General features: G+C 64.5%; 14 protein-coding genes and 12 pseudogenes. 10 read left to right on the forward strand and 16 right to left on the reverse strand.

Translation table 11 applies throughout. The annotated features are described in order from the left end of the window. Window positions 1-450 precede the first annotated feature (450 nt). Window positions 451-1,410 carry a DMT family transporter gene (locus ACQKQD_RS32730; RefSeq protein WP_427510808.1) on the forward strand — a complete coding sequence of 320 codons (960 nt, stop codon included), beginning with the start codon at window positions 451-453 and terminating at the stop codon, window positions 1,408-1,410. Between the two features lie 380 nt (window positions 1,411-1,790). Here ACQKQD_RS32730 and ACQKQD_RS32735 read toward each other — a convergent pair. The 4 genes and pseudogenes from ACQKQD_RS32735 to ACQKQD_RS32750 form a co-directional block, all read right to left on the reverse strand. Next, window positions 1,791-2,045, reverse strand: a pseudogene (locus tag ACQKQD_RS32735) (IS5 family transposase); the annotation flags it as partial. A gap of 52 nt (window positions 2,046-2,097) precedes the next feature. Further along, entirely contained in the window at window positions 2,098-2,646 is a 549-nt protein-coding gene (locus tag ACQKQD_RS32740) for a lipocalin-like domain-containing protein (protein ID WP_427510809.1), read from the reverse strand. A gap of 95 nt (window positions 2,647-2,741) precedes the next feature. Next, a pseudogene (locus tag ACQKQD_RS32745) lies at window positions 2,742-2,989 on the reverse strand (IS630 family transposase); the annotation flags it as partial. Window positions 2,990-3,029: 40 nt separating this feature from the next. Next, window positions 3,030-4,015, reverse strand: a pseudogene (locus ACQKQD_RS32750) (IS256 family transposase); the annotation flags it as partial. A 157-nt stretch (window positions 4,016-4,172) separates the two neighbouring features. Here ACQKQD_RS32750 and ACQKQD_RS32755 point away from each other — a divergent pair. After that, window positions 4,173-4,460: a hypothetical protein gene (locus ACQKQD_RS32755; protein WP_427510810.1), complete on the forward strand. Its 288-nt coding sequence runs from the start codon at window positions 4,173-4,175 to the stop codon at window positions 4,458-4,460. Between the two features lie 145 nt (window positions 4,461-4,605). Continuing rightward, window positions 4,606-5,409: a glycosyl hydrolase gene (locus tag ACQKQD_RS32760; RefSeq protein ID WP_427510811.1), complete on the forward strand. Its 804-nt coding sequence runs from the start codon at window positions 4,606-4,608 to the stop codon at window positions 5,407-5,409. 76 nt (window positions 5,410-5,485) lie between these two features. Here the strand turns inward: ACQKQD_RS32760 and ACQKQD_RS32765 are convergent, their stop codons facing one another. After that, on the reverse strand, window positions 5,486-7,015 hold the full coding sequence (locus tag ACQKQD_RS32765; protein WP_427510812.1) for an ABC-F family ATP-binding cassette domain-containing protein: 1,530 nt from the start codon (window positions 7,013-7,015) through the stop codon (window positions 5,486-5,488). Between the two features lie 530 nt (window positions 7,016-7,545). Between ACQKQD_RS32765 and ACQKQD_RS32770 the strand changes: the two are divergent. Beyond that, window positions 7,546-8,813, forward strand: a pseudogene (locus ACQKQD_RS32770) (IS256 family transposase). A 651-nt stretch (window positions 8,814-9,464) separates the two neighbouring features. Here ACQKQD_RS32770 and ACQKQD_RS32775 read toward each other — a convergent pair. Beyond that, window positions 9,465-9,653: pseudogene (locus tag ACQKQD_RS32775) on the reverse strand (IS21 family transposase); the annotation flags it as partial. Between ACQKQD_RS32775 and ACQKQD_RS32780 the strand changes: the two are divergent. The 3 genes and pseudogenes from ACQKQD_RS32780 to ACQKQD_RS32790 form a co-directional block, all read left to right on the forward strand. Beyond that, window positions 9,654-9,817, forward strand: a pseudogene (locus tag ACQKQD_RS32780) (IS110-like element ISMex17 family transposase); the annotation flags it as partial. Window positions 9,818-10,009: 192 nt separating this feature from the next. Next, window positions 10,010-10,204 (forward strand): hypothetical protein, encoded by a 195-nt coding sequence (locus ACQKQD_RS32785; RefSeq protein WP_427510813.1) that lies wholly within the window; start codon window positions 10,010-10,012, stop codon window positions 10,202-10,204. Window positions 10,205-10,311: 107 nt separating this feature from the next. Next, window positions 10,312-10,604, forward strand: a pseudogene (locus tag ACQKQD_RS32790) (IS701 family transposase); the annotation flags it as partial. On the opposite strand, the pseudogene ACQKQD_RS32795 reads toward ACQKQD_RS32790, so the two are convergent. Beyond that, window positions 10,590-10,754, reverse strand: a pseudogene (locus tag ACQKQD_RS32795) (IS110 family transposase); the annotation flags it as partial. The pseudogenes ACQKQD_RS32790 and ACQKQD_RS32795 sit on opposite strands and share 15 nt — an antisense overlap. 2 nt (window positions 10,755-10,756) lie before the next feature. Between ACQKQD_RS32795 and ACQKQD_RS32800 the strand changes: the two are divergent. Beyond that, window positions 10,757-10,972, forward strand: a pseudogene (locus ACQKQD_RS32800) (IS3 family transposase); the annotation flags it as partial. 464 nt (window positions 10,973-11,436) lie between these two features. Beyond that, the gene (locus ACQKQD_RS32805; protein ID WP_427510825.1) at window positions 11,437-11,601 is read left to right on the forward strand and encodes a Flp family type IVb pilin; all 165 of its coding nucleotides are present in this window, start codon (window positions 11,437-11,439) and stop codon (window positions 11,599-11,601) included. 515 nt (window positions 11,602-12,116) lie between these two features. On the opposite strand, the gene ACQKQD_RS32810 is transcribed toward ACQKQD_RS32805, so the two are convergent. From ACQKQD_RS32810 to ACQKQD_RS32845, 8 genes and pseudogenes are all read right to left on the reverse strand, one after another. Continuing rightward, the gene (locus tag ACQKQD_RS32810; RefSeq protein WP_427510814.1) at window positions 12,117-12,263 is read right to left on the reverse strand and encodes a hypothetical protein; all 147 of its coding nucleotides are present in this window, start codon (window positions 12,261-12,263) and stop codon (window positions 12,117-12,119) included. A gap of 164 nt (window positions 12,264-12,427) precedes the next feature. Next, entirely contained in the window at window positions 12,428-13,708 is a 1,281-nt protein-coding gene (tnpC, locus tag ACQKQD_RS32815) for an IS66 family transposase (protein ID WP_427510815.1), read from the reverse strand. Between the two features lie 212 nt (window positions 13,709-13,920). Beyond that, window positions 13,921-14,076: pseudogene (locus tag ACQKQD_RS32820) on the reverse strand (transposase); the annotation flags it as partial. 1 nt (window position 14,077) lies between these two features. Beyond that, a pseudogene (locus ACQKQD_RS32825) lies at window positions 14,078-14,195 on the reverse strand (IS630 family transposase); the annotation flags it as partial. A 615-nt stretch (window positions 14,196-14,810) separates the two neighbouring features. Next, the gene (locus ACQKQD_RS32830; RefSeq protein WP_427510816.1) at window positions 14,811-15,197 is read right to left on the reverse strand and encodes a hypothetical protein; all 387 of its coding nucleotides are present in this window, start codon (window positions 15,195-15,197) and stop codon (window positions 14,811-14,813) included. 113 nt (window positions 15,198-15,310) lie between these two features. Then, on the reverse strand, window positions 15,311-16,918 hold the full coding sequence (locus ACQKQD_RS32835; RefSeq protein ID WP_427510817.1) for an efflux transporter outer membrane subunit: 1,608 nt from the start codon (window positions 16,916-16,918) through the stop codon (window positions 15,311-15,313). Between the two features lies 1 nt (window position 16,919). Further along, entirely contained in the window at window positions 16,920-18,485 is a 1,566-nt protein-coding gene (locus ACQKQD_RS32840) for a DHA2 family efflux MFS transporter permease subunit (protein ID WP_427510818.1), read from the reverse strand. Then, window positions 18,482-19,801 carry an efflux RND transporter periplasmic adaptor subunit gene (locus ACQKQD_RS32845; RefSeq protein ID WP_427510819.1) on the reverse strand — a complete coding sequence of 440 codons (1,320 nt, stop codon included), beginning with the start codon at window positions 19,799-19,801 and terminating at the stop codon, window positions 18,482-18,484. The genes ACQKQD_RS32840 and ACQKQD_RS32845 overlap by 4 nt, the downstream gene beginning before the upstream one ends. 189 nt (window positions 19,802-19,990) lie before the next feature. Here ACQKQD_RS32845 and ACQKQD_RS32850 point away from each other — a divergent pair, with 189 nt between their 5' ends. Then, complete coding sequence (locus ACQKQD_RS32850; RefSeq protein WP_427510820.1) at window positions 19,991-20,644, forward strand: TetR/AcrR family transcriptional regulator; 654 nt, start codon at window positions 19,991-19,993, stop codon at window positions 20,642-20,644. 242 nt (window positions 20,645-20,886) lie between these two features. Here the strand turns inward: ACQKQD_RS32850 and ACQKQD_RS32855 are convergent. Next, window positions 20,887-21,766, reverse strand: a pseudogene (locus ACQKQD_RS32855) (IS5 family transposase). Between the last annotated feature and the right edge of the window lie 201 nt (window positions 21,767-21,967).

A 21,967-nucleotide genomic window follows, 5' to 3' on the forward strand; every position in this document is an offset into this window, starting at 1 on the left:
AGGATCGTCTGGGCCTTGATGGCCCATGGCGGCTCCTACAGAGCTCCGGCCACGGCGTGATCGCCACGGCCTGAGGCGTCAGGGAGGCAGGGAAGGTCAGCCGAGAGGTATGGCGCAACGGTCAGAAGACGGGGTCGGGAAAACCAGTGAATGGCCAAGCGCCTCGAGCGCGCCAAAGCGACTTGGACCCGATCCGCGCTCTCCATACAGGCCAGCAGCCGTGATGATGGCTGCATCAACAGGCCGGACACACGGCAGCACCTGATCCTGCGCGCACAAATCTCTCCAACACCCCCTTGAATCCGATGGGGCGTCCACACACGGCCATTCGTCGACTGTCCGGCTTGTCACGCGCTAGGTGGTGAGCGGACGGAGAATTTGAGAGCAGGAAACGGGACGCGCGTCGCCCGGACGAGATGTAGCACGAGGCGAACCCGCGAAAGGTCCGCCATGCCGCCTCCCGTGAACCGCACGATGTCCGCGTCCGAATGGGCGATGCTGCTTAGCCTCTCGGTGCTCTGGGGAGGATCGTTCTTCTTCACACGTGTGGCGCTCTCGGCCCTGCCGCCGCTCACACTCGTTCTCCTGCGGGTCGGGCTCGCAGCTCTGATCCTGAACGCCGTCATGCCTCTCCTAGGCCTGAGGATGCCGCGCACGGGTCGGGCATGGGCCTCCTTCTTCGGTATGGGCCTGCTCAACAACGCCATTCCCTTCTGCCTCATCGTGTGGGGCCAGACCCGCATCGCGTCAGGGCTTGCCGCCATCCTGAATGCGACCACACCGCTCTTCACGGTCGTCGCTGCCCACGTCTTCACGTCCGACGAGAGGATGACCGGCAACCGGCTCGTGGGCGTGCTCATAGGGTTTGCCGGAGTCGCCGTGATGGTCGGCCCCAATGTTCTGGCGGGGCTCGGGACCGACCTCCTGGCACAGGTGGCCGTGCTCGGCGCGGCCTTATCCTATGCCTTCGCCGGCATCTTCGGGCGGCGCTTCCGGCGAATGGGCGTTCCGCCGCTCGCGACGGCGACGGGACAGGTGACGGCCTCCGCGTTCATGCTTCTGCCCCTCGTCCTCGTCGCGGACCACCCTTGGACCTTGCCGCTACCGGGCGCATCGGTGTGGGGCGCAGTCGCCGGTATTGCGGTCCTATCTACAGCGCTCGCCTACGTGTTGTACTTTCGCATCCTGGCGACTGCTGGAGCGGCGAACCTTCTGCTCGTCACCTTCCTGATCCCGGTGTCGGCCATCCTGCTCGGCGCATTGGTGCTGGGTGAGCGCCTTGCTCCGCAGCACTTTATCGGCATGGCGCTGATTGGGTGCGGACTTGCCGCCATTGATGGCCGCGTCTGGGTTTACAGTCAGCAGAGAAGGCGCATTCCGCCTGAGATGTATCAAGGGCGGGACATCTGAGCGGAAGGATGACGCTCTGCCGTCCGGAGACTGAGTAAGCGCGGGCATTGTGTCCGCTTCGAAGCATCCTTGCCCAGAAGCGGCCCGGCCGAATTCCATCCTGAGCCGCCCTTCCGATAGCGATCCAAATAAAACGTAGCAGGCAGTACTCAACTATCTCTAAAGCAGACTCGCTCAATCTTCGGGATTTACGCCTAGAATTGCCCCCGCAATGCCGTGACTGCATAATCAATGAAAGATTGTGTTTTGAATGGCAGATGTCGGCTGGCTGGATAAACGACATTTATCGGCAAAGGTGACAGCTCGTAATCTCTCAAAATGCGCGTTAATAAGCTTGATTTCTCATGTCGGGAAATTTGATATGACAATGCGCGCGCAATCTGCGCCTGCAGGCGCTGCAGCAGCCGGTCGAACACGCCGGCCTTGCGCCAGCGGTAGAACCGGCTCGACACGGTTCCGACCGCCCCGTAGCGGGCCGGCAGGTCCTCCCAGGGAGCACCGGTACGCAGGATCCAGAGCATGCCGTTGAGCACTTGGCGGTGATCCTCGGCGGGCCGGCCCGTGCGCGGCTTCTGCGCAGGCAGCAGCGGGGCGATCTGCTCCCACTGCGCGTCAGTCAGTTCAAAGCGTCGCATCAGGCCCACATGGGGCCGATCCCGCGGCCTGTGAACCCTTTGCAGAGACGCCCTAGGGGATGTGCTTGAACCGGATGATGCTGCGCGACAGGCGGCCTTCATCCCAGTTGGGCATCGCGCGCCACGGGGTCGTGACGTCGGCGTAGTCGCCGTCGATGTGGATGGTGCGCCGCTGCTCGGTACCGACCCATTCGGGCGCCCAGGCGGTCTGCACGCTGGTGACCCACTGGTCCCCCTCGACCCGGTAGCGTCCGATATAGGCCACGAGAGTCTTCATCAGCGCGGCCCGCTCGGCGTCGGTGGTCGCCGGTGCGCGCGCGCTACCCTCGAGGTTGAACGCGACCCAGCCGTCCTTGGTGAAGATGACGCGTCCGCGCGGTGTGCCGCCCATGGCGTCGATGAGCTTGCCGGTCTCCTTATCCTCGACCTTGTAGGAGACGAGTTCCCAGGTGCCGACGATCTGGTCCGCCAGGCGCGCACCGACCACCGCTGCGCCGACGTGGTCCGGCGCGGACGCGCTCCAGGCCCGGTCGGCGGCCGAGGCAAGGGTAAGTGCCAGGAGGGCGCGGACGGCCGCGGCAGCCGATCGTTGTGCAGGCATGGTCTGGACCGGGGACTCGCGTGCCGCGGCGCCGGAACGCGCCGCCGACGCGTTCTGCGGGCCGGCGCGGCGGGCTCCAAGCGCCGCGCGAGCAGGGCTGGTAGACCTTCAACGCGCTTGCCTGCGGTTGCCGCGGGTGGGCCGTGCTCAGCCGCCGTTGCAGGCCATGCGGGTCGTGACCGTGCCGGCGGCGAGGCTCGGCAGCGGGTCTCGTCGAGGAACACGAGCCTGTCTGGATCGAGATCGGGCTGGCGCTCGAACCAGGACAAACGCGCTGCTTTCACATCCTCGCGTTCCTGCTCGGCGGTGTGGCCGGTGTTTCTTTGCGCGTGATGCCGTGGCGGGAGTGTCAGGAATTCCGTGTGCGGGCGGCGGGTTGAACATCAGGCCGCCATGGCCCTAGTGAAGCGCTCACCGAAGATGACGGCGAACTGCGCCTTGGCCATCACCCACTCACGCGGTCCCGTCTTCCACGCCTTCTCGGAGCGGTTCAAGACTAGGTAGAGCAGCTTCAACGCGGCCTCGTCGGTCGGGAAGTGACCGCGGGCGTGCACGGCCCGGCGCAGCGTGGCGTTCAGGGCCTCTATGGCGTTCGTCGTGTACAGGATCCGGCGAACCTCGCCGGGGAAGGCGTAAAACGGGATCACCTCGCCCCAGGCTCGTCGCCAGCTCTGGGCGATGGCCGGGTAGCGGCGACCCCATTCGCTCGTCTCGAAGGCCGCCAAGGCCGCCTCGCCGGCCGCGGCATCGAGCGCGCGGTAGATCTCCTTCAGCGCCCCCGCCACGAGCTTGCGGTCCTTGTAGGACACGAAGTCGAGGCTGTGGCGCAGGAGCTGGATGATGCAGGTTTGAACCAGCGCCTCGGGGAACACCGCCCGGATCGCATTGGGGAAGCCCTTCAGGCCATCGACCACGGCAAGCAGCACGTCCTCGACGCCGCGGTTCCTGAGCTCGTTCATGATCCGCAACCAGAACTTGGCGCCCTCGTTCTGCTCCAGCCACAGGCCGAGGATCTCCTTGGAGTCGTCGGCACGCACGCCCAGCGCGATGTGGACGGCCTTGTTGCGGACGACGCCCTCGTCACTCACCTTGATCGCAGGGCGTCGAAGAACACGACCGGGTAGACCGGCTCCAGCGGCCGGGCCTGCCAGGCGGCGACCTCCTCCAGAGCCGCGTCGGTCACCGCACTGATCAGGTCGGGTGAGACCTCGATCCCGTAGAGCTCGCGCAGGTGCGCGACGATCTCCCGGGTGCTCATGCCGCGGGCGTACATCGACACGATCTTGTCGTCGAAGCCGGGAAAGCGGCGCTGATACCGGGCGATCAGCTGCGGATCGAACGTCGCCTGCCGGTCGCGGGGGATCGCCAGCTCGATCCGGCCCGTTTTCCTCGCCCTTTCTCCTCGATCGCGGTGCTCTCCAACCATCGGGAGAGCGCAACCGCAGGTGGTTCATATTGGATTAATGTTTCGCGATCTTTGATAGCAGCGCGACGCAGGAAATAGCATCCCTATCCGAGGTGCCAAAATGGAACTTAAGTTCAAAACCGTCGGCATCAAGTTGACCTCTGCCGCCCTCAGCGCGCTTGTTCTCCTCAGTACCGGCGCTTGTGCACAGTATGATGCTCGTCAGGCACAACACGCCGCGAACGTCCGCGCCATTCAGGCCCAGCGCGATCAGCATGCCGCAAACGTCGCGGCGCTGAATGGGGATTATGCGTCGGCTGATGCCTATGCGCACGCAGCCAACGTTCGCAGAGCTCAATCCTACCAGGACGCCGGGTACGCGCAGCAGCTCCGTTATGGGGGTTACTAGTCCCCCAATCACCTCCAGCGAGGAAAAGGGCTGGTGACCGTCATCCAGGTTTCCTCCTAAGGTTGAGCGTCAAAGGCGGCGCCTGTTCAGCGGCCTGTCAGGCAGCTCGGCGAGGAGCGGGCGACGATACCTTCGGAGCAACGTGATGGTCTCCAGACGATCCCTTCTGGCCGCCGCCGGCTCGCTTGCGGTGAGCCATGCCCTTCACGCCGAGGGGTTGGGCCCGACGTCGAAGAAGGGCATGGCCGGTGCCGCACCCTCCGCATCCGGGCTGCGCACGAGCTGGTACTATGACTGGGGGGTGCATCCGGCAGCCAAGGGCGTGGTCGCCGACGACCCGTCGATCCGCTTCCAACCGATGATCTGGGGCCTGAACGGCAATACCGATACGGCGCTGGCGGCCATGCGCGGGACGCGCCTGCCGGTGCTGCTCGGCTTCAACGAGCCGGACCACCATGACCAGTCCAACCTCACCGTCGAGCAGGCGCTGGACGCTTGGCCGAAGCTGGAAGGCATCGCCGCCGACCTCGTCGCCCCGTCCTGCGCGCAGCCGCACCAACAGTGGATGCAGCGCTTCGTCGCCGGTGCTGAACAGCGGAGACTGCATTTCGACTCGGTCGGGTTCCACCATTACAGCTCTGCCGATCCAGACGACTTCCTCGGCCTGCTGACACGCGTCCACGACATGTACAAGCGGCCGATCTGGGTGACGGAATTCGGCTGCGTCGACTGGAGCGCGCGTGGCGAACGGAAGAACCGCTATACCGAACGCGACGCAATCCGCTTCATTGAGACGGTCTGCCCGTACATGGAGCGGACATCCTGGGTGCGCGGCTATGCCTGGTATCCATGGGGCAAGGCGGGTGGCGGTGGCCCGCTCTCCGTCTCGGCGTTTTTTCAGCCGGATGGCAGCCTGACCGATGCCGGCCACGCCTACGCGGCGGCCTGATGCATACAGCTCCGATCGCGAGCGGCACGGTTGATTGGCTGCGGTTCGATGGAACGCCGCATTGCGACCATTGAGCTCAATCCACGGCGTCCTCACGCGAGGCCGCCTCAAAGAAGGCATGTGGCGTTTCGACTTCGACCAAGCGGCCACGTTCGATCTGCCAGAAGCGGTTGCCAACCCTCTCGGCGAAGCGACGGTCGTGTGAGACAAGAAGGCAGGCCGCTTCGCCGTTCATCATCTCAGCTTCCAGGGCCTCCTGACCCTCGATGTCGAGGTGGTTCGTCGGTTCGTCGAGGATGTAGAGGTTGGGCTCCTCCAGCCGGAGGATCAGCATGGCGAGACGCGCAAGCTGGCCACCGGACAGTATGCGGATGCTCCTATCCTGCCGCTCTACAGGAAAGCCGGCCCCGGCAAGCAAAGCACGGATCCGTGAATCGCTGAGGCTGAAGCGTCGGGAGATCGCCCCGGATACGGTCTCGCTCGGACCCAGATGACTCAAGGTCTGATCGCAGATGCCTGAGACGATCGACGGGTTGCAGCGCAGGCCGTCCGCCGGCGCTCCGTGCATTGCCCGGACGATCAGATCGAGAAGGCTCGATTTGCCGACGCCGTTGTGCCCCAGAACCACGACGCGCTCGCCTGGTTGGAGCCATTTGCGTCCCGTCCGGAAGAGCGCCCGCCCATCTGGCGTTGTGACCGTAAGGTCATCGAGAGCCAGCAACACCTTGGCGTCCGTGCCCGCTCCCCTAAGGCGGATGCGACCTGCCGAGACAGTGGCAGCCGGGGCCCGGGCCGCCGTCTCGATGCGCTCGGCCCTGTCCCGAAGCTGGCGCGTCTTGACGGTCAGTAGGTCGGACCCTGAGTTGACGCCGATATTGTGAAGCTTCGCCGCTTGACGTCGGAGTTGAGCTGCTTGGCGAAGGTCACTCTCGTGGCGTCGTGCGTCGGCCGCGTCGGCCTCCAGCAGTGTGGCACGAGCTGATGAGTAGGGGAGCGCGTAGCTCATCGACGTTTCGCGTCGCAGGAACAACGTGCGGCTGGTCACCGCGTCGAGAAAGGCTCGGTCATGGCTGGCCACAACGACAGCGACGTCCTTGGGCAACGCTGCAATCCAGCGTTGAAGCTGACCGATGCGAGCGAGATCGAGATGGTTCGTCGGCTCGTCCAGGAGAAGGACGTCGGGTTCGGTGACGGCGGCGCAGGCGAGGAGGACGAGGCGCTGCCAGCCGCCGCTGAGGGCGTGCAGCGGCCGATCACGGTTTTCCAGCGGGACCGCCAGAGCGTCGAGGGCGATCTCGGCACGCCATGCCTCCCAATCACGGCTTTCGGCCGGAAGGGCGGACAGAACGACGTCGGACACGGGCAGAGAAGGGAGGTCGCCGTCGGGGTTCTGCTGCATCAGCGCGATACGCAGGATACGGGCGAAGCGGCAAGCGCCCTCCGTCGGCTCCAGGTCTCCGGCGAGGCAGGCGAGGAGGCTCGACTTGCCCTGGCCATTCGGGGCCACAAGCCCGATGCGGTCGCCTTTGTGGAGGGTGAGATCGAGGTTTGAAAAGAGAGGTGCGCCCAGCGTGAGGCCGAGCTTGTCGAGGGTGATCAGGGACATGGGGAACGTCTTCCGAGGCACCGGCAGGACGCGAGGGTCCAAGCACGGGCACAGGCTCTGAGAGGGGCCGATCGGGAAGACGGACGCTTTGCGTTGCTTGCCTAGATCAGCCCTGCGAACGCATCCGCAGGGCGTTGACCGGGCCACGTTGGCGGTGATGCTGGAAACACGTCACGCAGCCCTCCTCGTGTCCCGAGTTGAAGACACAAGGCGGATATCCCAATCGCACTCCGCCGGCAACTTGCCAGCCCAGATGGCACGAGCGGCAGATCAAGAGGTGGCTGCTTTCGAGAGGCGCCGGCGGCGGCCTAGGCGTCTGGGCCAATTGGAGTCAGTCGTTCCACTCCGGATCGGGAGCGGGCTGGCCCTATGGGGTGGTTTAGATCAATGGGTCGCCCGTGAATTTCCATATCCGCCTTGCAGACGCTGGCGAGAGCTATGCGGGAGATTGGGTAACGACGGTGAGTTGAAGGTGGCGTATCGAGGCGGGTGTCGAGCCTGCCAGAACCTCTCAGCGAGAGCGATACGCCATGGAGACATCTACCAACATCGTCCGACTTCGTCATCCCGAAGACCTCGACGATCCCCTGACCGAGGTGCTGCGTAGCGGCGCCCGCCGCCTGCTCGCTCAAGCTGTCGAGATGGAGGCGGACGCGTTCCTAAGCGCGATGCAGGACCTGCGGCTGCAGGATGGACGGGCCCGGCTGGTGCGGCACGGTCACGGGCCGGAGCGGGCGATCCAAACCGGCATCGACCCGGTGCCGGTCGCGCGGGTCCGTGTGCGGGATCGCGGTGCGAGCGGGTCTGAGGACCGGGTCCGGTTCACCTCGACCATCCTGCCGAAATGGGCGCGGCGCACCCGCAGCCTGGATGCGCTGCTGCCGGTTCTGTACCTACGCGGCATCTCGACCGGCGACTTCCAGGACGCGCTGGCAGCCCTGCTGGGTCGTGACGCCCCGAACCTCTCGCCGGCCGTCATCACCCGGCTGACCGCGGCCGGGGCGGACGAGTATGCCCGCTGGCAGGGCCGCGATCTCTCCGCACGCCGCTACGCCTACGTCTGGGCCGACGGCGTCTACCTGCAGGCCCGGATGGAGGAGCAGGCCGAGTGCATGCTCGTGCTGATCGGGGCGACGCCCGAGGGCAAGAAGGAGCTCGTCGGGTTCCAGGTGGGCGTGCGCGAGAGTGCCCAGAGCTGGCGGGAGCTGCTCGTCGACGTGAAGCGGCGCGGGCTGTCGATCGCGCCCGAGATCGCGGTGGGCGACGGCGCTCTCGGCTTCTGGCGGGCGCTGGACGAGGTCTTCCCCGGCACCGCTCACCAGCGGTGTTGGGTTCACAAGGCAGCCAACGTCCTCGACAAGGTGCCGAAGTCCGTCCAGTCGGCGATGAAGGCGGACCTGCGCGAGATCCACGGCGCGCCGACCCGGGCGGCGGCCGAGGTGGCGCTGACCGACTTTGTCGAGAAATACGGGGCCAAGTACCCCCGCGCCGCTGCCTGCTTGACCAAAGATCGGGAGGCGCTGCTGGCGTTCTAGACTTCCCGGCCGAGCACTGGGACCACCTGCGCAGCTCGAACCCGATCGAGAGCGTGTTCGCCACCGCCCGCCATCGCACGGTCCGGACAAAAGGGGGAATCTCGGCCACGACCGCCAAGCTGATGGTGTTCAAGCTGGTGATGGCGGCGTCGAAAACCTGGCGGCGGCTGAAGGGCGAAAACCAGTTGCCGAAGGTCGTGGCCGGCGTCATCTTCCACGACGGGACCGAGGTCGCCGCGAGCCCAGATCACCGCGCCGCCTGACCGCAGCCGTCACCTAAAATCCTGCATAGCTTTCACCAACGCGAGCCGATGCGCAACGCGGCTCGGCCGTGACATTGCCTGGACGTAATTGCGGTGAGGGGAACGATGCCCGTGCACTCAGGTAGCGCGAAGGCCTCGATCTGGTTGTGCGACTGCGCGGTGAAAACGCGATCCGGCTCGGACGACGCGCGTACCTGCGCAGAAGGGATCGGTGAGCAGACGCTTGACCGATCCACCCACGAAGGTTCGATCCGCCTGCGCGGGCCGCTTCTCAATAGAATGGTACGATAAAAATTGCGGTGAGGGGACCCTGTACGTTACAGTCCATCTCTTGATGCATGTACTGATCGGATACGCCCGCTGCTCGACCGACAAGCAGGACCTCGCCGCATGGTTCTCAAGATCAACTGAAGCTGCCGCAGGTTCGGCCGATGGTCGAATTGAGCGAGCTCAGTGCTGACAGAATCTTCGACGTCAATTATATTGCCAGGCTAATCTTTGTCTCCGTCGAGCGCATGCGTATCTGTCCTGAGACAGGGCAGGCTCAGCTGCTGAACAAACATTCTCTCGCGGTGAGAAAGTCGCCCCAACAACAGGTGTTGGTTGCCGTCACTGCGTATTCCAACGAAGCCGGCCACCGGTTCGATCTGAAGCCGGCTGGATCCCGCTCTTGAGGTTGTCGGGCGCGATGAGGCGGGGGAGGCCGCCGAGGAAGCGGAACAGGCGGACATGCGCGCCAATCCAGTCGGGTAGCATCTGGGTCCAGGTCGCCTCGGCGTAGGTCGGACTCGACGCGCCCAGCACCGCCACGAAGATCTCTGCCTCACCCACGATCCCGGTGGTGCTCTGCTGGCCAGCCGTCACAACGCCGCGCTGAAAATCTTTATGACCGGCTTATCGCGGCCGGCAAACCCAAGCTCGTTGCTCTGATTGCCACCGTTCGGAAGCTGATTATCATCCTCAACGCCATCCCGAGGGATGGCACGTCATGGCAAACCGCTTGACCGGCAAGATAGTCGCTCACCGGGCTCGGTTCAAAAGACCGGTCAGGTCAATTTTGCTATGCAAGCGGATGAGGTTCGGATATGCATATCGGTGCCGTCTGATAGGAAGCCTATTTTTGGTAATTTTGTGATCAAATTTCTCTGGCATCCTTAATTGACCGCTTCGTCCGAATTATTGCTTCGAGACTGTCCATGAGCCCTACGGAACTCCCGCCGCATCATCCGGCTTCATCGTCCCAAAATCTCAGTCAAGATGATCCATTATTGCGGGACGATGCCAAAATTCCGCCAAATACATCGAAAGAATTCCGCGCCATAAGAACAGAATATATTATTATTGCGGCAATCATTGTGATTATGACGGCGTATTTACTTAAGATTATCTGATATTTTTGTAATGAACAGAAGGCAATCGATTATTACGGTTCCCGCATTTTAGTATTGCAGTTAAGAATATTGGCCATTATCTGTAAGATTTCGGATAGGAGAGGGCAATGCTGGCAGCGTCGCCCGAGTCTACGCTGGAATTGTGGTCGACGGCGCTTCGACACGCCAAGCAGCGGATCCGCCCGCGATTTTTGCTGCCCCGAGTGTCGCCGCTTCCGCCAACGCTTTACTGGACGGGCTGCTGGGAGGTGAGGGGCGCAAGACCGACTGGATGCGAGCCGAGGCCGCTGACCCAAGTCCCTGGTGTCAGCAGGCTATCCTCGGCCGCACGCACTGGGATGCAGAAGCTCTGCGCGATGTGGTGTGCGACTACGTCGACGAGGCGCTCGCCGCACCGGATTAGGGCGTTGGCCAAGGTTACAAGGCAGCGTCCCATCGCGACGATGGCGAGCTTGACTGGTTTACCGGCGTCTCGCATGGCGCGATAGGGCATTTGGAATGCCGGACAGGAGCGGACGGCGACCGTGCCGGCCATGTAGAAGGCCGTACGGTGCCCGGCTGATGCGAGAGATGAGCTTGGCTAGCGTCGTCCGGGGGCGCATGGTTCGCAGTACCCTTCTCGATCCGGCAGGTGCTTACCCGTTTGATCGGGTCAATTGTCAGTTCAAGGCCGCGTGCCCAAACCAACTATGGGTGGCGGACTTCATCTATGTGGCCACTTGGAGCAGTTTCGTCTACGCGGCCTTCGGTATCGACGTCTTCGTCCGTCACCGTCGGTAACTTTCAACTCGTGCACCGACTGTTCGCGCAGATCGCCCGGGTCATGCGCATCAACGAAGTGGGCGCGGTCATCGAGGACGTCGTCAAGGCCGCCCGATACGTCCTCGGCATCAGCGCCACATAACGCTGATAATCAGCGTCAAATAGCGATCAAAATCACACAGCTGGTCCAAAGTCAGAGCGCCGAGTCAAATTTATGATGACGAATACCAATCTGTCTCGCGATAGTCTAGAAGTCGGGTAAGTTCTATTTTCTTTAACAAAGGAATGACTTTTATTTGCGATTGTCGCTACGGTGCGGGGTGATCAGCTTTTAGACGCAAGGCCGAAAATTTTCATAACTGGATGTAAACTTTCTACCCTTAGTATCTGATTCCGATGACTATCAAATATTAATTTGCGTCATCAACTGACTGAAAAAATTAATCAACAGGGCATGAGGTGGTCTTATGATGGCGAATAAAGTCAAAGAATTTGCTTCCGATCAGTCTGGGGCAACTGCGATAGAGTATGGTATGATTGCCGCCCTTATTGCAGTAGTTATCATTGGGGCCTTGAAGGTTGTTGGGTCGAATTTGTCGAGTAAATTCAGTCAAATTTCCGGTAATCTGAACTAAGTACTAGTTTTAGAATCAGTTGTGCTGCTGCCCCGTAAGTCATAAAATTTCTAACTGTAGGCCTTGGCCTGCAACGCGTGGCGGCCGTGAACAAGGGCGCAAGCGATATCGCCTCGCTTGTTGGATCACAATGATACCCTCATAGTCTCACCGCCGAGCCGTGTTCCGTACTGGTTCGCGTTGGTGATGTCGGCCGCTCCTCCGCCTGTAATTTCAGGTCCGGGCGGAGTCGAGCGGCCGGCAGATCCGGACTAAGATGTAGGCGAAGAGCCGTTTATGCTGCCGATCGTTGGAAAAATGCCCCCTGGGCTGACAGATCAGTTGCCGTTCTGAACTCAACTGGCTCGGCGGAGAACAGCTTGTACTAAGCTGATAAGTAATTTGTACTCAAGGGCTGTGAAATGCACGAGATACGGCTGGTAGTTCGGGTTTTGTAGCCGACCTGCTGCCAACAAAGTCGTGTCTGCATCGATCAGTCGGTGCCCGTACCATGCTGCAAGGCGCGTCTTCAACGCCTATCGCTTTTCATCGGCGCGCCGCAGATCGATGCCAAACGGCGCCGGCAAGAGAATGAACAGTTCAGAGACCGGGTGGGCGGCGAGTCTGCCTGCGATCGCTGCGATGCCAGCGGCGACGTCAGCCTCGCTTTCTCCGAACAGCAAATTGTTGGTTCCCACGACTAACAGAATGTGCTTCGGCTGACATGAGTACCAAGTAGTTCGAGCCAAGCTCCACAGGACATGCTGCGTCAAGCCACCGCCGACACCTAAGTTATACGTCTTCCAAGAATGCCTGCCGTAATTACCCACGCCTGTGATGGTGGGGTTCAGGCGCCCACGGTTTTGAGGATGGTGCCGAATGTATTGGCGCCGGTCAGGCGGGCGGTGTCGACGACGGTGCGGATGGCGGCCTCACCCTCAGCCGCCCACATGGCGCGATAGCCGTTGGTTACCTTCCGCTGCACGGCAGCCGGACGCAGGAGCCGCTCGGAGCCGTTGTTGGTCGGCTCGACCTTCCCGGGATAGGCGAGGAACACTAGGAGCTGATCGCGGGCACGGCTGATCTTGGCCTGCAGCTCGCGGGTTAGGTCACAGCGGCTCTGCGTGGCCAGGAAGGCGCCGAGTTGCCGATCCAGGCTGCGGCGCTTGGCAGACAGCGTCGCGGCGGCCAAGTGGGTGACGCGCTCGGCCAGGGCGAACACGCTTCCCAGCCAGAGTTGCAGGCGCCAGGGCACGGGATCGTCGCTGACCTCGACGGCGTAGGCGACGTCGCGCGCCAGATGCGCCAGGCAGGTCTGGTGCTCGGCGGCGTGGCCCTGTTGTGCGGTGTAGCGGTCGGAGAGCCACACCGCGGGCCGGTGCCCGTCCATCATCTCCCGCACCACGACAGCGCCGCGCGTCGGAGACGGCGTGTGCACCACCGCGTCGGCCGAGTGGAACAGCCAGTGATAGGCGCTCGAGCCCTCGATGCGCACGCCGGTCTCGTCGCAGGCGACGACCTCAGCCCGGCGCAGGAGCGCGATGGCCGCGTCGCGACCAGGACGGAAGCAGCCTTGGGCACGCCGGAGCAGGTTCATCAGCCCACCCTGGCTGAGCGTCAGGCCGAACAGGTCGGACAGCGCCGCCTGCAGCCGTTCGTACGAGAGCGCCTGAAAGGTCTTCAGGTATGTCGCCACCGCATGCAGCCGTGGGCCGAAGGGCGTGCCGCGCGCTGCCTCGGGCGCTGGCGCGATCACGCGCGTTCCGCAGGTCGGACAACGAATGGCAAGGCGCCGGTGCTGCGTCACGATCGGCGCCACCGCGGGCAGCTCGACCCGCTCAGAGACGCTGACGATCTCGGCGCACAGATCCCCAGGCAGGACGCCACCACAGCACGCGCAAGCCTCAGGACGATGCTCCACGAGCGTATCGGGATCGTCGCTCAGCACTCGGCTATGGCACTCGTGACCGGGCTTGGCGCCGCCGGGCTTGGAGTGCACGCGCTGCTCCTTGCGATCCGTCGCGGGCGGCTTGGATGAGGTGCGTGAGGTCTTCTCTGGCCGCTGCAGCCGCAGCACCAGCTCGATCAGCTCCTCGCAGCTCAGCCGTTCCAGTTCGCTGCGGCCCATCTCACGAGAGAATCAGCGAAATCTGACCCGCGCAAGAGGCAAGCTCATCCCGGAAAGCGGCGCAGCCGTGGGCGTTCAACCGCCGACCAATCCACCCCGTGAGTAATTACTGCCAGCCATCGACCGGCGAATGTTCGGCGAGCGAGTCGCTGACGAGGAGGATATCCAAAGGGCCAGTCGTCTGTAGGTCTGTCATCTGCTGCTAGGGCGTGTCATCGCTTGAGCCAGTCGAGGGCTGCGGCGAGGGAGAGGACGCCTATGAAGCTGGCGGCGGTTTTCTCGTAGCGGGTTGCGATGGCACGCCATTCCTTAAGCCTGGCCCAGAGACGCTCGACCTGATTGCGGTTGTTGTAGATCCAGTCCGGACAGTGAGCGCTGATCGCCGCCGCGTGGCCGCGGCGCGACCCAGCCCTCCCGCCGTAAGCGTCCCGCCCAGCGGCTGGCGCTCGACGCGCTCACGTAGATCGATCGACAGGGCTGACGGCATCGAAGCCTCCTCGGCCCATCAACGCCTCGCCCCAAACCATGTTGCCGATCGGTCGGGCACAGCTCTAGCGGCAGTCGCTTGGTCGCTGGGCGAGATGCGACTGTTCAGGAATCTAAAGGCTTCAAGGCTCGCCGGGACGACGGGACCGTAGAAGGGAAGTGCCGGAGCGGGAGCGGTCTGAAGCGTGGGCGCAGGGGTGAACGCCGGCCGGCCTGTCTTCGGAGAAGCTCCAGTCGTTCATGTGCGCCCTCAGGATCACACCCAGCCGGGCCCTGTGCCAGGGTGGCAGCGTTCATCGCATAAGCGCTCGTTCCGATACCGCCGTGGACGGATTCAACGGGCGTCCGGTGCCGGCAGAGGGAGTCACGAGCCGACGCCTGGTCCGGCAATGACGTGCCGTCGGAACGGGCGGTCGACCGGCCTGCGCGAGGGGGCAGTGCGCAGACCGGTCGATGCACCGCACGTTCGAGGTTCGAACGCGCGATCTCGTAGAGCCGAGGACGGGGGCGCCGTAAGGAGATTCGCGTCCAACGGATGAGCGCCATCATGGGCCTGGCCGGACGCTTCGGAACGGCGGGCCTCATGCGCCTCACCCGTCCAAGACATCGCCGCGGGTCAGTCTCCGATCGCGCCCGTCACGGCACTTTGGTTGGTCCGCCCAGGCGCAGCCGAGGGCATCATCGCGGAGCCCGAGGCGACGACCTCGGTCAGCATCCGAAGTTCTGGTGGCTGACGAGGGTCGTCCGCGACCCGTTGCGCCTCGACCTTCAGGCGAAGGTTGCATGCCTTGGACGGAAGGCCATCGTTCGGGGTGCAGGCGTCGTGCCGGGCGCAGGCGGCGTCCAAGGCATCGATTGGAGCCAGGGGACCATTGTTGCCCGGGCCGCAATAGTTGCCGTGGATCAACAGGGTCGGGCGAGCTGGCGCAGACCCAGATTGTGCCAGGGACGGGGTCGCGAGGCCCAAGGTCAGGAGGATCGGGGTGGCGAGCCGATAGGACATGATGTCTCTGTCTTGTAGTGTCCCGCCCCCTCAGGCGTGACGCGGATGGCATCGTCCGGTTGGCCTCGGGCCGTCCCGCGCATGGAGGCCGTTCGCTCCCGCTGCCCGGTCGCTCATCGTCCGAGGGACCCGTCATGCACGACGTCCGAGACTGGGATGCCGACCTTCGCCAAGGACAGGGGCGGCGTCTTGCCGCTCGGGAAGGTGGTCTCCCAACCGCCGCCGAGCGCCTTCGACAGGGCGACAAAGTCGGTGGAGATGGCGGCCGTCGCCTGGGACATGTTGGTCTCGGCCTGAAGCACCGTCTGCGAGGCCTGGAGCACGGTGGTGAAGATCTCGACTCCCTGCGCGTACCGCGCCCGCGATAGGGCGAGCGCCTGCCGCGCGTCGGCGACCTGCCGGGCCAGGCGAGCCCGGCGCGCCTCGTCGCCGCGCAGCGCGGCGAGGGCGTTGACCACGTCGTGCCAGCCTTGCAGCACCGCCTTCTGGTAGGCGATGGCCGCCTCCTGCTGCCGGGCGCGCTGGAGTACGAGGTTTGACTTGAGCCGCCCGCCCTCGAAAAGGGGTATTGAGATCGACGGCCCAATGTTCATGTACTGCAGGGACGAGCCCCGGAAGAGCTTGCCCGGATCGACGGAGTTCACGGTCGGGCTTCCGGTGAGCGTGACGCTCGGGAAGAACTGCGCTTCCGCGACGCCGATCTCGGCCACGGCCGAATGCAGGTTCGCCTCGGCCCGGCGGATGTCGGGCCGGCGCATGACGAGGCTCGACGGCACGCCGATGGGAACGCGCGGCGGCACCGGCGGGATCGCCCGGCCGCTGACGAGTTCCTGCGATAGCGCGAGCGGCGGTTCGCCGAGCAGCAGGGAGATCGCGTTGATCTGCTGGATCTCCTGCTGCTGGAGTTGCGGCAGTTGCGCCTTGATCGCCTCGACCTGCTGGGCCGCGCTGGACGTGTCCAGGCCGGTGACCAATCCCTTCTGCTGACGCACCCGGACGACGTCGAGGATCTGTTCGTTAACCCGAACGTTGGCGAGGTCGATCCGGATCAGTTCCTGGGTACCTCGCAACTGCACGTAGTCGCGTGCGAGCTCGGCCTGGGCGGAGACCAGCGCGTCGCGTCGCTGTTCCGCCGAAGCGTCCGCCTGGGCCTCGGCGGACTCGACCGAGCGGCGGACCTTGCCCCACAGGTCGAGTTCCCACGACGCGTCGAAGCCGAGGGTATAGCTCTCGAAGCCGTTGGTCAGCGGCGCCGTCGGGTTGCTTCCCGACGCGCCGCCGCCCGTCAGGCCGCTCAGCGAGTTCGAGAGGAGGCCGATTGTGCCGTTCTTGCTGTACTGCATCCGGTAGGCGTTGCCCTGGCCGTTGAGCGTCGGCAGGCCCGCCGCGGCGGCGGTGTTGAGCTGGGACCGGCTCTGGAACAGGCGGGCGGTCGCGGTCTGGACGTCGAGGTTTTGCGTGGCCAGCCGGTCCTCAAGCTGCGACAGCACCGGATCGCGGAAGGCCCGCCACCACGCCACGTCGGGCTCGGCATCGACGGTGCGCGCCAGGAGCCGCCGCGGCGTCGGGGCGGAGAGGCCGGTGTCAAGGTAGTCGCTCGCATCGGCGAGCGGCGTCGCGGGCGCGGTGAACTCGGGGCCGACCGTGCAGCCGGCGAGGCCGAGCAGGCTGGCCGCGACCGCCGCGCGGGCGCGTCGTTCGGGGTATCGGCGAAGCGTCATCTCAATGTCCCCCGCCGCCGCCTTGCGCGGTCTTGGCCGAAATCAGCAGACACAGCGGGACGACGAGGAACGCGACGAGCGCCGTGTATTGGTACACGTTGCTGTAGGCCAGCACCTGCGCCTGCTTGAGGTAGGTCTGGTAGGTGTGCGCGACCGCCTCCTGATGCACTGCGGACGCCGCGCGCCCGAGGGACCGGAGCGTATGCTCGGTCTCCTGGATGAGCGTGTTGTAGCCCTGGCGCAGGGGGGTCATGAACGACGAGAGGTGGGCTTGGTCGGCCTGCGTCCGCTCCGTGACCGCGGCCGTCGAGAGCGAGATCCCGATGGACCCGAACACGTTGCGGAACATCGAGAACAGCGCCGAGCCGTCACTGCGGTACTTGTCCGGCAGGGTCAGGTAGGCCACCGTCGAGATCGGCACGAACAGGAAGGCCAGGGCCGCCGTCTGCAGCGTCCGCATGATCACGAGGGTGCGGAAATCGATGTTCGGGGCTATCCAGCTCGAATAGTACAGCGCGCAGCCCATGAAGGCGAAGCCGAACATGATGATGTAGCGCGTCTGGACGAACTTCATCGCCGCGGTCACGATAGGGATCAGCACGATGACCGCGACGCCGCCCGGCGACAGGATGAAGCCGGAATCGAGCGCGGTGTAACCCAGCACCTGCTGCGCGAGATTGGGGACCAGGACGGAGCCGCCGTAGAGCAGCGCGCCCGTCGCGCCGATGAGCAGGCAACCCACGGTGAAGTTCCGGTCCTTGAACACCTCCAGGTCGACGACCGGTTTCTTGGCGGTCAGCAGCCAGCAGATGGCGCCGAAGATGCCGACGAAGGCGAGGACCGCCATGGTGCGAATGAACGGCGAGCCGAACCAGCCGTCGTCCTCGCCGCGGTCGATCATGACCTGCATGCAGCCGATGCCGACCACGATCAGGCCGAGCCCGATGTAGTCCAGGCCGCGCGACCGCTTTTCCTTCTCCGCCGGAGGATCCTGGACGAGGTATGCGTTGGCGAACAGCGTGAGGATCCCGACGGGCACGTTGATGAAGAAGATCCAGCGCCAGGTCGAATGCTCGACGAGATAGCCGCCGAGCGTCGGCCCGAGCACGGGGGCGACGACGGTGGCTACGGCGGTCACCCCGAAGGCGGCCCCGCGCTTGGCCGGGGGGAATGTGTCGAGGATGATCGCCTGCTGGCTCGGCTGCAGGCCGCCGCCGAAGAAGCCCTGCAACAGGCGGAACACGATGATCTGGCCGAGGCTCTGCGACAGTCCGCAGAGGAACGACGACACCGTGAACATGCCGATGCAGATCAGGAAGTAGCGCTTGCGCCCGATGGTGTCGGAGAGCCACCCGGCGATGGTCAGGACGATGCCGTTGGCGACGAGGTAGGCGGTGAGCGTGTAGGTCGCCTCGTCGTTCGAGGCGGCGAGGGAACCGGCGATGTAGGGCAGCGCCACGTTGACGATGGTGGTGTCGAGCACCTCCATGAACGCCGCCAGGGTGACCGCGATGGCGATGAGCCAGGGGTTGTGGGCGGGCTTCCAACCGTCAGAGGCGTCGCTCATTTGAGCATCACCGTGGGCACGACGCTGACGCCGAGCGGCAGCGGCTCATCCTTCCTCAGCCCGCTGTCGATGACGATCTTCACGGGCACGCGCTGGACGATCTTGATGAAATTGCCGGTGGCGTTCTCGGCCGGGAAGGCGGAGAACTTCGAGCCCGAGCCGCGCTGGACCGAGTCCACGTGGCCCTGGAGGTCGAGGTCGGGGTAGGCGTCGACGGCGATCTTGACCCGCTGCCCGGCGCGCATCCCGTCAAGCTCGGTCTCCTTGTAGTTCGCCGTGACCCAGACGTCGGTGGTCACCAGCGACATCACCTGCTGGCCCGCCGTGAGGTAGTCGCCGGCGTTGACGTTGCGCCTCGTCACCCAGCCGTCCTGAGGCGCGCGCACCACGCTCCAATCGATGTTCAAGTTGGCCTGCTCCACCTGCGCCTTGGCCTGCTCGGCCTGGCCCTGGAGTTGGTCGACCTGCTGCTCGGACTGGCCGATGTTCTGCTGGACCGGCATCGCCTGGACGAGACGCGCCTGCGCCTGCTCGACCTGAGCCTTCGCCTGCTGGTAGTTCGACGCGGTGGTGTCGACGTCTTGCTGGGTGGTCGCGAGCTTCGGCAGGCTCCGCTGCCGGTCGTAGTTCGCCTGCTGGAGTGCGAGGTTGGCCTTGGCCGAGTCGAGATTGGCCTGCGCGAGCTGCAGCGCGGCGGGGAAGTTCTTCCGCGCGATCTCGACGCCCAGCTTCTGGTTGCGGATCTGCGCGTTGCTGGCGTCGAGCTGGCCCTGGGCCTGCTCGCGGCTGAACTGGAACTGCCGCGGGTCGATGCGGAAGAGCGGATCGCCCTTGCGCACGAACTGGTTGTCGGTCACCTCAAGCGCGATGACCTGTCCGGCGACCTGAGGGGCGACGTTGACGATGTTGCCGTCGGTGTAGGCGTCGTCGGTGCTGATCTTGCCGCGGGTGGAGAGCCAGTAATAGAGGCCGCCCCCGACCAGCAGCAGCGCGGCGACGGCGGCGATGCCGATGACCACGGGGCGGCGCTTCTTGCGAGCCCGCTCGTCGTCGCGGTCGTCCTTCGGAGCTTCGGAAGCCTTTTCGTCGTCGGTACCCTCCGCGCGGTCGCGCCCTGGTCGCTGACGGCGTTCGCTGGATCCCGGGTTTTCCCGGCCGCGGTCGTCCTCGTACCTATCGCCGTCGGAGTTTCGGCGCGGCCGGTCGTCGGTTGGTTTGTCGTCGTACCGTGACCGGCTACGCCGTTCGTCGCGGTCACCATCATCGTCGTCACGGCGGCGCGAACCACGACTCCTGTCCGTATCGACATCCAGCACGTCCCGCCTGGTCCTGGATCCACCTCGCGCTCCGGTGGCCTCTCCATCGTCGTTTGTGTGCATGGGGATGAGCCACAACCTTTTCCCTCGCGCGGTGCTCGGCAGAATGCCGGAAGCGGGACGCGTGAGGTCTGCGGGAACGGTCTATCCGAACCGAACGTTTCGTTTCTAACTCCGGTGCGGTGTATCATGTCAAGCGAAACAGGCGGTTCGGATAAGATGCCGCGGTCTCCCGTTCCCCGTGGATTGCGTCGCCGTGCCGAGATTGCCGCCGTCGCCGAGCGCCTGTTCCTCGACCACGGGTTTTCGGACACGACGATGAAGATGGTCGCGCTGGAAGCGGGGGCCTCTACGGAGACGCTGTATCGCCACTTCGGCACGAAGGAGGACCTGTTCATCGAGGTGGTGAACACTCGTGCAAAAGACCTCCGGGGGAAGATCGATCAGGATCTCGATGGCATCGGTTCGCTTCCAGCCGTTCTGACCGCCGTCGGCACGAACCTCTACGAGGCGATGATCATGCCGGAGATGTTCGCCCTCGGCTCCATCGTGGTCGCCGAGGTCCGGCGCAATCCGCCGCTCGGCGACGCGTTCTATGCCGTGGCGCCCGGCCACACGTTCCAGAAACTGACCGCCTATCTCACGAAAGCCGGGGAACGCGGCGAGTTCGTCGGCGACGACACGGAACTCGCCGCGAACATGTTCATCGGCATGATCATCGGTAAGATCACGCCGGTACGTTTGTTCATCCCCCACAGGGACACTTCTAGCCAAGCGCAAAAGCCACGTCACGTCAGCGAGGCGGTCCGGATCTTCCTCAGCGTATATCATGCGAAAGCATGAGGGGAGTGTCTCCATGCGCGGAAAGGCGCCGCTGGATTCGTCTCGGAGTCGGCCGGACATGGCCGCTCTACCAATCGGCAAGTCCCATCTAGAACTCCGTCACGCCTGTTCGCCCTTCTCAACTCGGCGTCGCAGTCGCCGAACCGGGGCTGAATCGGATGCGTCGATCTCGAAATTGAGCGCCCTCGCCAGAAGCCAGGCGTCAATTAGCGCCGCGTCGCTGCTCACATAGGATTGATCGGTTAGGGCGTGTCTGCAAACCGTGGCAGCCAGAGCATGATCATGCCGAGCCTGTCCATGGAGAGGTAGTTTGCGGCGCGCTTCTCGTAGCGGGTTGCGATGCGTCGATACTGCTTGAGGCGGTTGATCAGGCGCTCGATCTTGTTGCGTTCGCGGTAGGCGGCCTTGTCGAAGGTGGGATCGCGCGGCTGGTTCTTGCGGGTCGGAATGATCGGCTCGATCCCGCGCCGGCGCATCCGCTCGCGGGCCGGTGGACTGGAATAGCCTTTGTCTCCCGCTGTCCGTCTGGGCCGCAGACGAGATCGACCGCGTCCCACGCGCGGCACAGCGCCGGTGTCGAGCACGGCTTCCAGGGCGATCTGCTCGTGACGCTGGCCTTCCGTCAGCACGGCGGTCATCGGCTTGCCGCCGCCCTCGACCCGCAGGTGCAGCTTGGTCGAGAAGCCGCCCTGGCTGCGTCCGAGCGCCTCGGCCGATCCATCGACCGTGGCCGGCTGACCCGCTTCAACCTGGGCCTCACCCCCCGATGGCGCAGCTGCGGCGAGCCCCGGCGGCGTGCTGATGGGCGCGCACGATGGTGGCGTCCACGAAGTGCAGGCTCCAGTCGATCGCGCTGCGTGCATCCGCCTGGGCCTGCAGACGCTTGAGCACACGCCCGAACAATCCCGCCTGTCGCCACCGGCAGAACCGGCTCGACACCGTGCCCGAGGGGCCGTAGCGCGCAGGCAAGTCCGCCCACGGCGCATCCGTGCGCAGGATCAACAGCATGCCGTAGACGATCCGCCGGTGATCCTCGGCCGGACGGCCCGTCTTCGGCTTCTGCGCTGGCAGCAGCGGGCCAATCTGCGCCCACTGCACGTCCGTCAGTTCGTAGCGTCGCATCCCAAACAGATGGGTTCACACCAGCGGCATGTGAACCCTTTGCAGACACGCCCTAGTCGTTGATCATGCCAGAACTCGAGATTAGCAGGACCCATCAAAATCCGCATGGGTCGTAAGAGATCCGGGCAAGTGGCGCCGGTCGGCGAGATATCCCTCGCAGGTGCGCGTGTCTACTTAGACCGCGCCCAATGAGGTACCGAT

The sequence above is a fragment of the Methylobacterium sp. NPDC080182 genome (assembly GCF_050281105.1).
GTDB lineage: Bacteria > Pseudomonadota > Alphaproteobacteria > Rhizobiales > Beijerinckiaceae > Methylobacterium.

Excerpts from the sequence above, each read along its gene's own strand:
- ACQKQD_RS32730 (WP_427510808.1), top strand. The coding sequence starts at position 451 with ATGCCGCCTCCCGTGAACCGCACGATGTCCGCGTCCGAATGGGCGATG.
- ACQKQD_RS32740 (WP_427510809.1), bottom strand. The coding sequence starts at position 2,646 with ATGCCTGCACAACGATCGGCTGCCGCGGCCGTCCGCGCCCTCCTGGCA.
- ACQKQD_RS32755 (WP_427510810.1), top strand. The coding sequence starts at position 4,173 with ATGGAACTTAAGTTCAAAACCGTCGGCATCAAGTTGACCTCTGCCGCC.
- ACQKQD_RS32760 (WP_427510811.1), top strand. The coding sequence starts at position 4,606 with ATGGTCTCCAGACGATCCCTTCTGGCCGCCGCCGGCTCGCTTGCGGTG.
- ACQKQD_RS32765 (WP_427510812.1), bottom strand. The coding sequence starts at position 7,015 with ATGTCCCTGATCACCCTCGACAAGCTCGGCCTCACGCTGGGCGCACCT.
- ACQKQD_RS32785 (WP_427510813.1), top strand. The coding sequence starts at position 10,010 with ATGAGCCCTACGGAACTCCCGCCGCATCATCCGGCTTCATCGTCCCAA.
- ACQKQD_RS32805 (WP_427510825.1), top strand. The coding sequence starts at position 11,437 with ATGGCGAATAAAGTCAAAGAATTTGCTTCCGATCAGTCTGGGGCAACT.
- tnpC (WP_427510815.1), bottom strand. The coding sequence starts at position 13,708 with ATGGGCCGCAGCGAACTGGAACGGCTGAGCTGCGAGGAGCTGATCGAG.
- ACQKQD_RS32830 (WP_427510816.1), bottom strand. The coding sequence starts at position 15,197 with ATGTCCTATCGGCTCGCCACCCCGATCCTCCTGACCTTGGGCCTCGCG.
- ACQKQD_RS32835 (WP_427510817.1), bottom strand. The coding sequence starts at position 16,918 with ATGACGCTTCGCCGATACCCCGAACGACGCGCCCGCGCGGCGGTCGCG.
- ACQKQD_RS32840 (WP_427510818.1), bottom strand. The coding sequence starts at position 18,485 with ATGAGCGACGCCTCTGACGGTTGGAAGCCCGCCCACAACCCCTGGCTC.
- ACQKQD_RS32850 (WP_427510820.1), top strand. The coding sequence starts at position 19,991 with ATGTCAAGCGAAACAGGCGGTTCGGATAAGATGCCGCGGTCTCCCGTT.